Annotated in this window: 9 protein-coding genes; 4 read left to right on the top strand and 5 right to left on the bottom strand. The window is 37.2% G+C overall.

What is annotated here, in order from left to right; genetic code table 11:
• Window positions 1-6 precede the first annotated feature (6 nt).
• From IM793_RS24155 to IM793_RS24135, 5 genes are all read right to left on the bottom strand, one after another.
• Window positions 7-3,024, bottom strand: a complete 3,018-nt coding sequence (locus tag IM793_RS24155) for a TonB-dependent receptor (RefSeq protein ID WP_193425993.1) — start codon at window positions 3,022-3,024, stop codon at window positions 7-9.
• 366 nt (window positions 3,025-3,390) lie between these two features.
• A complete protein-coding gene (locus tag IM793_RS24150; protein ID WP_227256378.1) occupies window positions 3,391-6,270 on the bottom strand; it encodes a triple tyrosine motif-containing protein in 2,880 nt (959 codons plus the stop codon).
• A gap of 313 nt (window positions 6,271-6,583) precedes the next feature.
• Window positions 6,584-6,934 carry a four helix bundle protein gene (locus tag IM793_RS24145; protein WP_193425990.1) on the bottom strand — a complete coding sequence of 117 codons (351 nt, stop codon included), beginning with the start codon at window positions 6,932-6,934 and terminating at the stop codon, window positions 6,584-6,586.
• A gap of 141 nt (window positions 6,935-7,075) precedes the next feature.
• Window positions 7,076-8,014 (bottom strand): rhodanese-related sulfurtransferase, encoded by a 939-nt coding sequence (locus tag IM793_RS24140; RefSeq protein WP_132402578.1) that lies wholly within the window; start codon window positions 8,012-8,014, stop codon window positions 7,076-7,078.
• Window positions 8,015-8,278: 264 nt separating this feature from the next.
• Window positions 8,279-10,726 (bottom strand): DUF5686 and carboxypeptidase regulatory-like domain-containing protein, encoded by a 2,448-nt coding sequence (locus IM793_RS24135; protein WP_193425988.1) that lies wholly within the window; start codon window positions 10,724-10,726, stop codon window positions 8,279-8,281.
• A 248-nt stretch (window positions 10,727-10,974) separates the two neighbouring features.
• Here IM793_RS24135 and kbl point away from each other — a divergent pair, with 248 nt between their 5' ends.
• The 4 genes from kbl (at window position 10,975) to IM793_RS24115 (ending at window position 14,338) form a co-directional block, all read left to right on the top strand.
• A complete protein-coding gene (gene kbl / locus IM793_RS24130; protein WP_121284560.1) occupies window positions 10,975-12,162 on the top strand; it encodes a glycine C-acetyltransferase in 1,188 nt (395 codons plus the stop codon).
• Between the two features lie 148 nt (window positions 12,163-12,310).
• The gene (pheS, locus tag IM793_RS24125; protein ID WP_121283580.1) at window positions 12,311-13,351 is read left to right on the top strand and encodes a phenylalanine--tRNA ligase subunit alpha; all 1,041 of its coding nucleotides are present in this window, start codon (window positions 12,311-12,313) and stop codon (window positions 13,349-13,351) included.
• On the top strand, window positions 13,351-13,761 hold the full coding sequence (locus tag IM793_RS24120; protein WP_193425986.1) for a hypothetical protein: 411 nt from the start codon (window positions 13,351-13,353) through the stop codon (window positions 13,759-13,761). Before pheS ends, IM793_RS24120 begins: the two co-directional genes overlap by 1 nt.
• A 1-nt stretch (window position 13,762) precedes the next feature.
• Window positions 13,763-14,338, top strand: coding sequence for a TetR/AcrR family transcriptional regulator (locus tag IM793_RS24115; protein ID WP_121283578.1), 576 nt, complete (start codon window positions 13,763-13,765; stop codon window positions 14,336-14,338).
• Window positions 14,339-14,594 lie beyond the last annotated feature (256 nt).

The raw sequence follows: 14,594 nt of genomic DNA, 5'->3' as shown, positions 1-14,594 counted from the left end.
TTATTATTAGAAAGTAACTTGAAGACCAAATCTGTAGGTTGCAGCCAAAGGATAAACACTAGCATCAATTCCTGCATTGGTTGGTGTGCCACCAATTTCAGGTGTAAAGCCTTTGTAACCGAAAAGGTTTATGGCATTTTGTGCATCAACAAAAGCCCTTATCCTCTGAATTTTCCATTTGGCAGTTAATGCCGAAGGTAAAGCATAGCCCAGCTGGATGTTTCTAACTCGTATATAAGAACCATCTTCTACATAAAAAGAATTTGGAGCGGCATTTCTGGTTGAACCCACATTGGCAGAAGGATATTCAGTAGATGTTCCGGCACCATGCCACCTGTTATCGTAAAAATCCTTACTGAAATTTTCGTTACCAAAACGGTAAGCAATATTGGCATTATAAACATCAACACCTGCTACACCCTGGATATCTAGAGACAAATCGAAGTTTTTATATCCGAAAGTCGTATTTAAACCGTAACTGAATTTAGGGTTAGGGTTACCCAATACAACACGATCTTTCCCATCAATCACCCCATCACCATTTTGGTCAATATATTTAAAATCACCAGGCTTAGCATCTGCTTTTTGGGCGGAAGCGGCAACCTCTGCAGCTGTTTGAAAGATACCTGCAACTTTGTAGCCGAAGAAGGCACCAATTGGGTCGCCCTGAATGGTACGCGTTGCCAAAGCACCGTTTGAGATGCCTGCACCACCTGCATAAATAGGATTTAAACCTGTTACAACTGATAGTACCTTGTTATTGTTTATACCAATGTTACCACTAACCGAATAGCTGAAACCACTTTTTGATTTATCTGCATAAGTAGCCAAGAATTCAAAACCGCGGTTTTGAAAATCAGCTTGATTACCGATTAATTTTCCTGAAGCTGTACCGATTGAAGTTAAAATAGGGATTTCGAAAATCGCCTGTTCAGTTTTTTTATTATAAACTCCAGTTTCAATGGTTAATCGATTATCTAAAAATCTAGCTTCTAAACCAATATCTGTACCAGTAGTGCGTTCCCAATTTAAAAATGAAGGTACTAAAGAGTTAACATTTGCTCCGGTATAGCCTACACCATTATAAAACGCAACTAAATTCCCGCCTTGCGAAACCGTTAAAGTTGTAGGATTGATTGGAACGCCAGCGTTACCTACTTTACCCCATGAACCTTTCAGTTTTAAATAGTTCACAACTTTTTGATCTTTCATGAAATCTTCGCTGCTGATTACCCAACCTGCACCCACTGCTGGGAAGTTACCCCACAGATCGCCACCACCATAAAATTGTGAAGCACCATCTCTACGGATTGTGGCATTTAATAAATAACGGTCTTTGTATGAATAATTAACACGGCCAAAGTAAGATGCTGAAGTATTTAAACTACCTCCATCAACCACTGTACGTGTAGCAGCAGTTCCTAAAGAAAGATACAAATCCCCTTCACTCGAATATGGAACATCAAATGCAGTAGAATTAATATAGTACATTTTTCTTCTTTGTGCTGTTGTACCGGCTAATACGGTAATGTTATGATCACCAAATGTATTTTTATAAGTCAAGGTGTTTTCCAGAATCCAATTCCTGTTTTCTTCCCTATTAACCGTTAATGTACTTTGTGTAGTTCTCTGTGCCTGGGTAGCAGAATAAAGCGGGGTATATCCTCTTACTTCTTTTTGTGCAAAATCTCCACCCGCACTCGTTCTGAATGTAAAATTTTTAGCAATGGTCAGTTCTGCATATACACTTCCATTGAAACGATAGTTTTTGGTTTTCTGATTAAAATAATCTAAAGTAACCTGAGGGTTAAAGTTATTACCACCACCTAAACTAAAATCGTTCGCATCACCATAACTTCCATCAGAATAGTAAACAGGAACAACAGGTCCGGCAGTATATAGTTGACGGAAAATAGCATCATTAATATCATTTGTATTAATTGCTGTAGCAGAAACGGTATAACCTATTTTTAACGGTTTTAAAACCTGAAAATCGTTAGACAGTTTTGCGGTATAACGTTGATAATTTTGTGTTTTTACAATACCATCCTCGTTGGTATAACCTAACGAAAAGTTATAGGTTGTTTTCTCGCTTCCACCATTCACAGATATCTGATGATTTGTTTGTAATGCATTTCTAAAACCTTGATTATACCAATTGGTTCCTGTACCGAAAGATGCGGGGTTAGTAAATAATGGATCTGCTCCATTAGAAGCAGATAATTCATTAATTATGGTTGCATATTCAGTCGCGTTTGCCATTTCAACCTGATTGGTAACTGCCTTGAAACCAACTGACCCATTATAACTGATTACAGGATCGCCTGATTTACCCTTTTTAGTGGTAATTAAAACTACACCATTTGCCGCACGGATACCGTAAATTGACTGAGAAGAAGCATCTTTTAAGATACTTAAATTTTCGATATCGCTTGGATTAAGGAAACTTATCTCATCATACCAAACACCATCAACTACATATAGTACGCCTGTGTTACCATAAACTGTACCTGTACCACGGATGGTAATTTGTGGTGACGAGCCCGGTGCACCGTTGTTGGTAATAGATACACCCGCAACTTTTCCTTGCAAAGCACTTACTGGATTTACGGATGCCTGCTTTGAGATTTCTTCACCTTTAACTGAAGCTACAGATCCGGTAACATCAATTTTTCTTTGTGTACCATAACCCACAACCACAACCTGCTCTAATTGTTGTGTTGATGATGCTAATGATACATTGATAGTAGTTTGATTGTTTACAGCCTGCTCAAGTGCTGTATAACCTACAAAATTAAATACTAATGTGGCGTTGGCCGGCGCACTAAGGGAGTAGCCGCCGTTCGCATCTGTTTGAGTGCCGGTTTGTGTGCCCTTAACTAATATAGTTACGCCAGGTAAAGGTGTTTTATCACCCCCATCAATTACCTTACCTTTTATGGTAATGTTTTGCGCAAATGCTACGTTAATTGTTAGCAAACAAAATGCAGCGAGAACAGAAAGTCTTGTAAAGATTCTTTTCATGCTTTATTATAAATTTAGTTTAATTGTTAGTTAAATGTGAGGTTGTTTTTGCTGATGTGCAAGTGTTTTTACCTCTACATTAATACATCATACAGCTTTGTAGGGTATCTCAATTGATTAAACCAAATGCGATTTTAGGCTAAAAATGCATTTTTTTTGGATTTTAACATAATATTAACATACACAAAAGTGTACAATTAACACTAAGTGTTTTGTGGGTTTTGAAAATTGCGTATGAGAGGTAATGATGTAGTGGTTATTTAATGATATAACAGAAAAAAGCTTCAAAACCATTTTTTACGCAATCGTTCCCAAGGATGGCTATTGAAGATTTTTGATTTTTAAAATCCGTTTCCTGATGTCATATTAAAGTTCCATCAGGAACTCAGTTAAATTTTTATCATGGGGTACTTCGAGTTTTTTACGGAGACGATAACGGCGAATTTCTACCCCACGTAAACTGATGTTCAGTAACGATGACATTTCTTTACTACTCATGTTCATCCTGAGGTAAGCGCATAGCTTTAAATCGTTTGGAACAAGATCAGGGTGCTGTGCTTTTAACTTTTTAAAGAAACTTTCATGCGCCTCGTTAAAGCTATTTTCGAATAGATGCCAATCGCGCTCATCGTTCATACCATCATTAATTACTTTTTGGATTTTGCGCGTCTGATCATCAGAAAGCTTTTTGCCGTTTTCATCTTTCAATTTGGCAATTTCATCACTCAGTTTCTGAAGCAACTCATTTTTGTATACCAAAGTCATAGCAGAGTTTGCCAGTTCCCTGTTTTTTGATGCCAGTTCAGCTTGTAGTTTCTCCGTTTGTAACTTAATAATTTGTTTTTCGTTAATCTCAGCTTCCTTTCTTAATTTTTCTTCTTGCTCAGCTTGTAAACGGTCACTTATTTTCTGGCTATCCCTATAGAGTTTTCTCTCATAAACTTTTTTGCCCAAAATCAATATAATTACAAACAAGATAGTATAGCATAATATAGCCCAATTGTTAAGGTACCAGGAACGCAAAATGGTAAAAGAATAAATCGTTTCCTGGCTTACCGTGTTATCATCTATTTTAGCCCTTACTTTGAAAATATAGTTTCCTGAGCTCAGATTGGTAAAATCTTTCTGGGTGGCGTAACTCCAGTCAGACCATGATTTTGAATAACCTTCTAAATAAAATTGATATTTAACCTTTGCCTGGCGGTAATAGGGCAATGCATAAGAAATTCGGATGTTATTTCTGCTGTTTTGAATTTCGGTTGTTTCAACATTATTTCCAGCCTCGCTTATGAGCGAAAATTTATCTGTAATATCTTCTACCCGCCGGATCAGAACAGCAGGAAGCTTTTGCTTCTGCATGTTGAGCTGCGCAGTTGGATTATAAATTACGAAACCATCATCTACGCTAATCAGGTAAATAGAATCGCTGATGCGGCTGATGTTTTCATAATATTGCACCATCCGGCCATCTAAAATGCTGAACTGGTTCGAATCTATTTCTACCTTACCCGGCTCACTAAAGTTAACCAGGGCCGTTTTACCGTGGTTGATAAACCAATATTTTTTGCCGCCAGCATTTATAATTTTATTGGACGATTGAAATGAACCGAGCTCTTTATTCAATGCGGCGTACTTAGTAAATTTATCACTTAACTCATCATAAGTATAAAAACCCGCATCAGAAGAAAAGACAATTTTATTTTCTAAATTGAATATATTAATATTGTAATTGCCGGGCAGACCATTCTTTTCGTCGAAATATTTAACGCTGGTTACGTTGCTGTAATTTTGGCTTAAACTCAATTTGTATAAACCCTTATAGGCATGTGCTACCCAGATATCACCTTTATTATCTTGCTCTACATACCTCGATGGCGCATCAAATCCTGCAATCTTTGTTACAAATTTTAATCCCAAACCCGGAGATTCTGTAAAGAGCGAAAGTCCGGTATATGTACCTTGAACAAGGTAATTTGGATTGGAGTTTAGCTTTTTGATTGTCCATCCGCCTGCAGACCTGGATAACCAGTTAATTTGATCACCGTTTACTTTGAATGTTCCGCTATTGTGCCCACAAATCAATTCATTATCAATAATGGTCAGTTCCCAGACTTGTCCCTGCGAATTCTGGATCAACCTAAAATTAAAGGGCAGGAGATTATCAGGCGACCACTCACTGTAAAATAAACCCTGATTGGTGCCAAGGTAAATTTTATTGTTAAAAATAATACTGGAGTATACCGTTCCAAACTGGCCGTTTTTATCAAAATAGAAATATAGGGGAGAGTTGAGTTCTATCCTGTCGATTCCATTGTCAAGCCCGGTCCAGAGGTTTTGTTCATTATCGGCGTATAAACTTAAAACCGTGTTGTTTTGTAAGCCGCTCGATTTGTTAATGCGCTGTACCACCCTTCCATTTTCATCGATAATAATCAAACCGTTGAGGATGGTGCCATAAGCGAAATATTTGCCGAGTAAACTTACTCCGTTATTAAGCTGATAGGTTTTTAAATAGCTGTTGGCTGAAGTATTTAAAGGCGTAAAATCTTTCCCGTCATAAGTAAATAGGCCGTTTTTACTGGTGCCGATAATAAGACCATCAGTTTTATAGGGCAGGATGGATAGAATACCTTCTTTGCCCAGCTTTTCGCTATTTGGAATGTGGATCAATTTATTGCCAACCAGTTCGAATAAGCCTTTTTCAAGCACTTCAATAAGATATTTATTACGTACTTTATGTAAAAACAAAAAAGAAGAAGGCGATTTGACCACTTCGATTTTATTGTTTTTATAAATAAAGATTTTAGAGAAAGACTGAAAGATGACCCGGTCCTGGTCAACATAAATTTTCCATACCTCGTCATTTATTTTAATGCCTTTTGGTAATAAATTGATGAGTGAGTTGTAGCTTAATTTATTGTTTTTAATCGTCCAGAAACCAAATTCACCAAAACTGCCTGTATAAATTCTTCCTTTGTTATCTGTAGCTACTGATCTTACAATCTGTCGGTTAGGTAACTGGTATTTCTGCCAGTAACGGCCATCGAAAGTTAATAAACCTTCTGCATTGCCGAAGTACATCACTCCATTTTTATCTTTTGCTATACTCCAGTTCTGGTTTCCTGATGAATAAACAGCTTTAGGATAATTTTCGATATAGGGTACACCAATGCTTTTAATTTCTGATGCATAGGCGCTTATGGTAAAACAGGAAAGCAGTAATAAAAGACGGAAATAGTTTAGCATAAAATGGTTACTCGATAAAGCCATTATTACACAAAGTAAGTGAAAAATTGTTTAAAATAGGATAGAGTTAAATGATTGCCTGGGGTTGATGGTTTTTTAGTTCAATGGTTGATAGCCAAATTGCTTAGGCCAATGGTTAAGTTTAGCCCGAGGCTCCCTATAAGGTTAATGGTTTTTTAGTTCATGGTTGGTAGCCAAATTGCTTAGGCATGTCGTCTTGACTTAGTGACAAATACTTTGTGTAAGCGGAATTTATAAAAATACGGCTATCTGACCATCAACCATGGACCATTGCCAAAAATAAATTACCTTCTTAAAGTGAAGTCTTCAACTTTGAAATCATTTTACAAAGCTGCTCGTATTCCATGTATAACCTTTTAAATTCAGATTCCGTGATATAATTTCTTGATGAAGCCATAAAAAGACAACTCACGACCTCTAATCCAGATCGGACAGAATAGGTTAGAAATCTTCTAAACTCAGCTTTTGACTGGCCCATGCAGCCCTCAGCAATATTAAGGTTTACAGAATCTGCTGCTTTTTTAATTTGATTGGAGAGACTGAATAGCTCTATCCGTGGGAAGTTTTTAGCAATAATGTCTATTTCGTTACTGAGGTTTAATGAGATTTGCCAAACTTTTAGTTCTTCAAATTTGAAAGCCATAACATTGAATCATCTCCCTCAATATTATGGCTTATAATTATTTGAATTTTAGCTAAGTTTAATTACTCTTGGCTACAAACCACGGGCCATGAACCAATAGTAAATATGGCTATAGGCTATCAACCATAAAACTATGAACCATTAACCGATTTTCACCGCTACCGGTTGAGGAACCTTCACATAATAACCTGTACCATCGTAAGGACGTTTACGCGGGTTCGTAGTGCATGCTGTGGAGCAGCAGCCCTGAAGTTCGTTGCCGCAATCATCGCATTGGGTAATGTGCTCGTTACACTCAGGATTGGCACAGTTGATCATTTTTGGTGTGGTTTTGCCACAATTATAGCAAACCGAAACAATAGTAGGGTTTACTTCATTTACGTCAACAGCGATACGGTTGTCGAAAACATAACATTTGCCTTCAAAATCCTTTCCACCAGCTTCTTTTCCGTACTTGATAATGCCACCATGCAATTGATAAACATCATTAAAGCCATGGTGTAAAAGCAAAGCCGAAGCTTTTTCGCATTTAATGCCTCCAGTACAATACGTTAATATTTTTTTGTCTTTATATTGGGCAAGCTGGTTAATCTGCTCAGGGAAATCGCGGAAATTCTCAATATCCAACGTTACTGCATTCTTAAACTTACCAAGGTTATGCTCATAATTAGAACGCACATCAAGGATAATTACATCCTCATCATCTTTCATTTTCATGAAATCTACCGGCTCTAAATGTTTACCCGTTTGTTTGTTCGGATTAATAATCGAAGTATCCCTTAAACCAGAATGTACAATTTCCGATTTGTAACGGCAGTGCATCTTAAGGAAAGAAGGTTCCTCAACGTTATCGATTTTAAATTCAGTTTTGGCAAATCTTTCATCAGCATGTATAGCTTCCATATAGGCTTTACAGGCTTCAGCAGTACCAGAAACGGTACCGTTTAAACCTTCGTCGGCAACGATAATACGCCCGACTAAATCTAACGATTTACAAAATTTAAGATGATCCGCAGCAAATTGTTCTGCCTCTGCTATGTAACTATAGCAATAGTAAAGTAGTGTCTGATATTTTTTCATAACGCTGTTGATACCGTTGCAAACGGCGTTTAAAGCGGTGCAAAGATAGTAAAAAAGGTTGAAGGTAGAAGGCTTAAGGTGGAAGGTTTTTAACTCCCGTTTTCAGAATATAGGTTTTTTAACCACAGATGCGTACAGATAAACACGGATTTTTATATCTGTGTGCATCCTTTTTATCTGTGGTCAAATTATTTTTACCTATGCCAATGGCTTAAACTTAATGACATTGACCTTACGCCTTATACCCTACACCTTTAAACCTTATCAGAAGCCATATGATATTCTAAAACCTTGGGTTAACTTGGTTGCGCCATCGTAAGCGAAGCCATAACTTGCCCGCAATACCAGACGTTGAATACCGAAGTAGAATTCCTTGTAATTTCTTTTTTCAGGAGAAGATAAATAACCTCCCCCAATAAATTCTTCAAGCTTAGCTTTGCGCAACAACGGAATTTTATTCATAAAGAAACCCGCAAAATTATGTTCTAAGTGAGCTTCGAAATATTGTTGGTTGGTACTGAACTGGTAAAAATCTAAATATTGAAATTTCCTTAAATTGGGCGGGAAGATGGTGGAGATGTTACCTGCGAAATGTTTAAAATCAGGATAATACATATTTTTGTTGTTCAGGAACTTGCCTACACCTGCCAAAAATGAAGTGTAACCCCATAATCCGAATCCGATCCTGTCCTGAGAAACCTCAAGCTTCACGAAATCGTAATCTACATCACTATTCAAAACACCATTAAATCCTTTTTTATACAATAAAGTAATCTTCGGAAATTTCGATTCAGTATAAAACTTACCATCCGGACGGGTAATGTATTTCTGTCCGAAAGTATAGGTTAAACTTGCCGTTGCGCTGAAAGCGTTATAGGTTGGGAAAAGTGGTGTGTCTTCGGTTGGTTTGAAAGGGTTGTTTGACGTAAATTCACGGTCTTTCGCATCTATAAATTTAAAGGTTGAGTTATTGGTGAGGCTTTTATTCCGGTTGTAATCTACAGCCACACTTCCCTGCAGGCCAGAGGCCAGTTCGCGGGTGGTATTGATATTGATAAAGCTTTTTTCGTAAAACTTGGCAAAGTTTTTCTCATAAAATAACGAATTGATCGTATTACCCAGCTGTGTCATTGAGCCTAAATTATTCAAATCAAAGATGCCGTTTCCGAAAGATGCACCTACACTTGCTCTCTTGAGCGGATTGTAATAGTAACTTCCTGTTAAACTTCCGGTAAGTTTTTGGTTGGCAAAACCATACCGCAATTCAGGTCGAATAGAATAAGATCTTCTATTCTCAAAATCCTTTCTGTAGGTCACACCATATTTTATGGCAAATCCTTCTACAGTATTGTAGAATATGGCTTTTAATACCGGGTCAAATTGCCAATATTCCTTGTCATACCGGTCATTAATACTTACTCCCCTAAGCAAAAGCTTACCAATACCAAATTTATTGTTCTCTCTTTCCAGAGAATCAAGGTATTTTTTCGATTCTTTTAGCTTCGCGATACTGTCTTTTTTTACATAATTGATTTTTTCATCTTCTGTTAAAGGGATAGGCCTGTTATTTTTCCAGTAAACGGAATCTTTTTTGTTAACCATTTCGGTAACTTTTAAGATTTCTCCACTGAAAAAGTTTTTTGGGAATTTAGGGTCCAGATAATAACTACTATAAATACCCACATAATAACCAGCTATTTTAAATCCCAGCACATTACCTGCAAATTGAAAATTAATAGCAGTAGGCATGTAAACCTCGTTAACCTTGGTAAACTGCTGGCTGATGTTCAGTGTATCGATAAAATTGATCCCTGCGTTTTTGGTGAGGTATACATCTGTGTTGTAAATTCTCCAGCTATCGTCAATTATATAGATAATCCCCCTAAAAACAGGATCGTTTTCACGGCGGGGAATCACTTCTATTTTATGGATGATTTCTCCGTTTTCCTTGCTTTCGCCCAGTAATTTATATTTATAATAGAAGAGCGCATTGTCTGCAATTGGAGATATGTACCCCCTCGAACTTAATTTATTTTCGAGCAGGTAGTTATCGTAAAAATTGATGATCAGATCCGATGCCTTGTTAAAACTGAATGAGTTGTTCCTACCCGCAACTTTTGAGGAGATCATTTCTTCATGCACATCATTTGGGCGTCTGAAATTAAACTTGCTTTGCGATTCTGACAGGTATATAATACCTTTCCGGTTAGTATCCAGCTCTAAAATTTTCTGTATATCCTGTCCGAAGAATTTTTTTGGTGCACCCTTTAACCTTTGCACTCCTTTAATGTAAACATCACAACTAAATGCTTTCACTTCATTTAAATGTACTTTTCGCTCTTTAATGGCTTTACGGATGATGGCATAAGCAGGATCTTCGGTATTGGCCCTGATGTTAACATTTTCCAAAGTATAACTTTCTGCCGTTAGTGCTACATTAAGCACAAGATCTGCCGATGCATTTACAATATGCTCTTGCTGTTTGTAACCTACAGCTCTAAAACTTAAGGTATGCTCACCGCTTTTCAACTTAATCGAATATTTTCCGTCAATATTTGCAGAGGTTCCCGTAGTAGTGCTTTTTAAATAAACCGATGCAAATGGAACAGGTTGTCCGTTTGTATCTTTAATAATGCCAGTAACTGTAAAATGTTGTGCAAATACAAAATTGGTGAGGCCGCAAAAAAATAGGAGCGCGCAAATTCTTATCATACGTTAGATTAGTAAGCTATAAATATCGAATAACTTTAAGACTATACACACAGGTGTATGTTAAAGTTTGTTAAGATCGAAAAAAAATAATGTGGAAAGGCGGTTTTTAGAAATAATATCACATAAGCGCGCAAAATCACTTGATTAATCAAACATTTGTAAGCAAAATAAGGAGTAAAAATTGCCTTCCTAGGTTAGGAAATACTTTTTTTATAACTTTGACATCAAAACAACCATATAAAAAGGCCATGTATAAAACATTACAACCTGTTCTGCAAAAGGAACTTGAAGAAATCGAAAACGCTGGATTATTTAAACGCGAACGTATAATTATTACACCTCAGGGTGCCGACATTAAAGTAAGTGGCGGTGCTGAAGTGGTTAACTTTTGTGCAAATAATTATTTAGGCCTTTCTTCTCACCCAAAAGTGATAGAAGCAGCTAAAAAAGCAATCGATGATCATGGCTATGGAATGTCTTCAGTGCGTTTTATCTGTGGAACGCAAGATGTGCACAAAGAGCTGGAAGCTAAGATTTCTAAATTTTTAGGTACTGAAGATACTATTTTATATGCTGCTGCATTTGATGCAAACGGTGGAGTTTTTGAACCATTATTTAATGCTGAAGACGCTATTATTTCTGATGAGTTAAATCACGCGTCAATTATAGATGGGGTTAGATTGTGTAAAGCACAACGTTTCCGTTATAAAAATGCCGATATGGAAGATCTGGAAAAACAATTAATCGCTGCCAAAGATTGCAGACACAGGATTATTGTTACCGACGGAGCTTTCTCAATGGACGGATCAGTTGCTCCGCTGGATAAAATTGCAGACTTAGCTGATAAATATGAGGCATTGATCATGATTGATGAATCGCACTGTACAGGTTTTATTGGTAAAAACGGCCGCGGAACACACGAGCATTTCAATGTGATGGACCGTATTGATATTATTACCGGTACTTTAGGTAAAGCTTTAGGTGGTGCATCAGGCGGTTTTACTTCTGGCAAGAAAGAAATCATCGATATGTTACGTCAGCGTTCACGTCCTTACTTATTTTCTAATACGCTTGCTCCGGCTATTGCAGGTGCATCAATTGCCGTATTGGATATGTTGAGCGAAACCACCTCATTAAGAGATAAATTAGAAAGCAATACTCAATATTTCCGTGAGAAAATGACCGAGGCCGGTTTTGATATTAAACCAGGTTTCCATCCTATTGTTCCGGTAATGTTATACGATGCTAAAATTGCGCAACAATTTGCTGCTAAAATGTTAGAAGAAGGAATTTATGTAATCGGTTTCTTTTACCCTGTGGTACCTCAGGGCAAAGCGAGGATCCGTGTACAGTTATCAGCCGGACATGAGCAACATCATTTGGATAAAGCCATCGCAGCATTTACCAAAGTAGGTAAAGAATTGGGTGTAATTTAAAACCTGTAGATTTACGATTACTACAAAAGCCGCTTTAAGTGGCTTTTGTGCTTTACGGGTTCATTTTCTTTTATAATGATATTGTAAACAGATTATTTGAACCCGCTTACCTTAAAATTATTAGATAATTTGCTGTATATTTGGAGCCATGTTACAGGACAAAATAACACAATATACCGATAAAATTAATGCTTTCGTAACTGAAAAAGCAGACGAGTTAGAGCAATTCCGTATTAAATATTTAGGAAGCAAAGGCATCATAAAAGAAATTTTCGACGAATTCAAATCTGTTTCTGTTGAAGAAAAAAGATCGTTGGGTAAGGTTTTAAACGAATTTAAACAACTGGCAGAATCAAAATACCAAACTTTAAAAGAATCAACCGAAAGCACTGATACTAAAAGTGAAAATTCACAATTGGATTTAACTTTGCCTGGCGAAGGTTTCGAGATTGGTTCACGCCATCCTTTAGCCTTGGTACGGAGAGAAATTGTAGAGATTTTTGCAAAACTTGGCTTTACAGTAGCAGAGGGACCTGAAATTGAAGATGATTGGCATAATTTCTCGGCACTAAACTTCCCTGAAGAGCATCCAGCAAGAGATATGCAAGATACTTTCTTTATTAAAAAAGGTGGAGAGAAAGGCGATATTGCTTTACGTACGCACACATCTTCAGTACAGGTGCGCATGATGGAGCAAGGCCAGCCGCCATTCAGAGCAATTATGCCAGGCCGTGTTTACCGTAACGAAGCTATTTCTGCCCGTGCACACTGTTTTTTCCATCAGGTGGAAGGTTTGTATGTTGATGAAAATGTTTCATTTGCCGATTTAAAACAGACTTTGTTTTATTTTGTTCAGGAATTATATGGAGAAGGTACAAAAGTACGTTTCCGTCCGTCATATTTCCCTTTTACCGAACCATCTGCAGAAATGGATATTTCTTGTACCATTTGTAAAGGTGCTGGCTGCCAGTTTTGTAAATACAGTGGTTGGGTAGAAATTTTAGGCTGTGGTATGGTAGATCCAAATGTTTTGGAAAACTGTGGAATCGATTCAAAAAAATACAGTGGCTTTGCATTCGGAATGGGAATAGAACGTATTGCCAATCTGAAATATGTAATTAAAGATTTGCGCTTATTCTCTGAGAACGATGCACGGTTCTTGAAGCAATTTAAATCGGCTTTAATTTAATGATGAAATATCTGTACAGTATATTGTTTGTACTGCTAATGGCTACAGGTTGCGGTAAAGATGGAGGTTACATTCCTGATGTACCTGTAAATTATAATGTAACGATAACTGAATTTAGTCTGAAAGCCATTAATAATACAGTTTTGGTTGTCCCAGATAAGGGAGTTGGTGGATTACTTATTGTGAAAACTGATTTTGGATATGTTTGTTTTGATCGATGCAGCACTGTAAACCCGGAGAAAATCTGCAAGGTTGCACCCGATGACAGTGGTGTAACAGCAACCGATCCTTGTTCCGGAGCTAAATTTTTACTGCATGATGGTAGCCCACAAAAAGCACCTGCAGAAAGGAGCTTAAAAGCATACAATGTTTCTCTGCAAGGCAACACACTAATACACGTAAGCAATTAAAATGGAAGCTGAAAAAATAAAAGAAACAGTTAAAAAGGCTGCCAAAGAATTATTTAGAAAATACGGTTATCATAAAACCAGTGTAAACGAAATTGCTAAAAAGGCACGGATAGCTAAAGCAACGATTTACAAATATTTTGAGAGCAAAGAGCAGGTTTTAGATAGTATTCTGATGGATTACCTGGATCAGAACCTGTACGAAATATTGCACAATAAATTAAGTTACGCTTCAGAAGAAGAACACTTAAAAGCGCTGGTGATGAAAACAAGTCGCTTATCATTTACAGCCTGTAATGAGTTTATCGGCTGGGATTTTGTTCGTGAAAATGCGAACTCGCAGGAGTTTTTAAAACATTTATCAGATCAGCTTGAGGCCTTATTGTTAGCCGCTTATCTACAACTGGATAACTTTAAGAATAATCCGGCAAGAAGAGAAGGATTGGCCTTTCTGTTAAAAGCAAGTAAAAGTATCGTGTTTTCATTTGCGTTTACTTCAGTTAGCGATTCAGATGTGCGTAAGAACTTTGTAAGTTTCCAGAAAGAAATATTGCCATTTTTGGTAAAAGCAGCGCTTTAACTTGAAAAGTCGTCATCTCGATCCGATAGCTATCAGATGAAGCGCAGCGAAATGGAGAGATCTATCTAAGCGGATTTAACTTCGCTGAGCACTCCTTGGTTCTCGGCTGCGTTGCACTCCGCTCAAAACTCCTCAATCTGGTCTTAGCATCCCGCTAAGACCCTAAACAATAAACTTATTGGTGTGTCGTAGCGAGAACGTTACCAATGCTATTAAGTTAAGCTATTTATATGCCTGGTGCAACCTGCTTTTATTT

The organism is Pedobacter sp. MR2016-19, from assembly GCF_014947265.1.
Taxonomy (GTDB): Bacteria; Bacteroidota; Bacteroidia; order Sphingobacteriales; family Sphingobacteriaceae; genus Pedobacter.
Note: the sequence above shows the minus strand (reverse complement) of the source record. Positions and strands in the feature narration are given on the sequence as shown.

Excerpts from the sequence above, each read along its gene's own strand:
- IM793_RS24155 (WP_193425993.1), bottom strand. The coding sequence starts at position 3,024 with ATGAAAAGAATCTTTACAAGACTTTCTGTTCTCGCTGCATTTTGTTTG.
- IM793_RS24150 (WP_227256378.1), bottom strand. The coding sequence starts at position 6,270 with ATGCTAAACTATTTCCGTCTTTTATTACTGCTTTCCTGTTTTACCATA.
- IM793_RS24145 (WP_193425990.1), bottom strand. The coding sequence starts at position 6,934 with ATGGCTTTCAAATTTGAAGAACTAAAAGTTTGGCAAATCTCATTAAAC.
- IM793_RS24140 (WP_132402578.1), bottom strand. The coding sequence starts at position 8,014 with ATGAAAAAATATCAGACACTACTTTACTATTGCTATAGTTACATAGCA.
- IM793_RS24135 (WP_193425988.1), bottom strand. The coding sequence starts at position 10,726 with ATGATAAGAATTTGCGCGCTCCTATTTTTTTGCGGCCTCACCAATTTT.
- kbl (WP_121284560.1), top strand. The coding sequence starts at position 10,975 with ATGTATAAAACATTACAACCTGTTCTGCAAAAGGAACTTGAAGAAATC.
- pheS (WP_121283580.1), top strand. The coding sequence starts at position 12,311 with ATGTTACAGGACAAAATAACACAATATACCGATAAAATTAATGCTTTC.
- IM793_RS24120 (WP_193425986.1), top strand. The coding sequence starts at position 13,351 with ATGATGAAATATCTGTACAGTATATTGTTTGTACTGCTAATGGCTACA.
- IM793_RS24115 (WP_121283578.1), top strand. The coding sequence starts at position 13,763 with ATGGAAGCTGAAAAAATAAAAGAAACAGTTAAAAAGGCTGCCAAAGAA.